Below are 1,083 nucleotides of genomic sequence, written 5' to 3'. Positions count from 1 at the left end.
CGCTCCCAGCGGCCCGAGCACCAGTGGCAGCACTTCCCGGCCCACGACGCGAATCTGCTGTGACGGCGACAATCCCATGACGCGGGCTTGTTCGAGCCGCTTGCTACCGACCGACTGCCATGCTGTCAGGTAGATCACCGCGATGTGCCCGGCCGATCCCACACCCAGCGCCGCCACGATGCCCCAGGCGACGAACTGGAACTGCGGAGACGTACCGGGGAACACGACAGGAAGTGCCGGCACGTCACCAACCCGCATGCAGGCCAGGCCGATCACGATCACCAGCAGACTGGTGGGCACGCCTCGCGTCACGTGCATGGCGGCGGTGGCAGCGAGGCGGAACACCCTGTGCCTGCTGTGGGTGCCGACGGCGATGAGCAGAGCCGCACTCATCGCCAGCCCAGCGCTCAGCACCCACAGCAGCAGGCTGCCCGAGATCCATAAGCCGATCTCGGCGTACATGTGACCTCCCCCAACTCTCGCTTCCGAGAGCATCACGTGCGGGTAGTGGCCACCTCGCGCAGTACCTCAGGAGCCTCCACCAGCTGCCAGTCCACCCGGACCTCCACCGGAACGGCGCTGCGCACGGAGGCGGTGACGGTGCAGTGCTTCTCGAACACCTCCGCACATCGCTCCAGTCGCTGCGAGTCCGCCGGCACGACGGGCCGGAGAACGACCTCGACGCGGCGGATGCGTGGCAGGCCTTCGTCGTTCGGCGCGACCACCGTGATCGCGTCGGCGGTGAAGCTCTGCACGTCGACGTGCGCGTGCCGCAACGTCTCGAGCAGGCTGGCCGACAAGCAATGCGTCAGTGCAGCGCCGAACAGTGCCGGTGTCGCGTGCGCCGATGCTTCACCCACCGGATCCGGCTCGTCGGACTGAATCGGCGCGCCGTGCAACCGGCCGTCCTCCGATGCCTGGCTGAGAAACCTGAATCCCCCGCGGTGTTCCAGGCGTACTGCGAAGTTGCGTTCCTGCTGACCCTTCATGTGCACGACGTGCTCCCCTCGGTGAGCCATCGTCGTCAGCCGATCCACCCCATGCCGAAGACGTCACGTGTCCCACACACGTGGCAGTCATGAC

General features: G+C 67.0%; 2 protein-coding genes. Both read right to left on the bottom strand.

The window, feature by feature from the left end; translation table 11 throughout:
- Positions 1-462: ABC transporter permease subunit (locus SK854_RS48125; RefSeq protein WP_319981894.1), on the bottom strand; the 462-nt coding region annotated here is incomplete at its 3' end.
- Positions 463-494: 32 nt separating this feature from the next.
- Positions 495-1,019 (bottom strand): OsmC family protein, encoded by a 525-nt coding sequence (locus SK854_RS48120; RefSeq protein ID WP_319981893.1) that lies wholly within the window; start codon positions 1,017-1,019, stop codon positions 495-497.
- Positions 1,020-1,083 lie beyond the last annotated feature (64 nt).

It is taken from the genome of Lentzea sokolovensis, from assembly GCF_033949975.1.
In the GTDB taxonomy this organism is placed as follows: domain Bacteria; phylum Actinomycetota; class Actinomycetes; order Mycobacteriales; family Pseudonocardiaceae; genus Lentzea; species Lentzea sokolovensis.
Note: the sequence above shows the minus strand (reverse complement) of the source record. Positions and strands in the feature narration are given on the sequence as shown.

Coding starts and splice junctions, on each gene's coding strand:
- SK854_RS48120 (WP_319981893.1), bottom strand. CDS start 1,019: ATGGCTCACCGAGGGGAGCACGTCGTGCACATGAAGGGTCAGCAGGAA.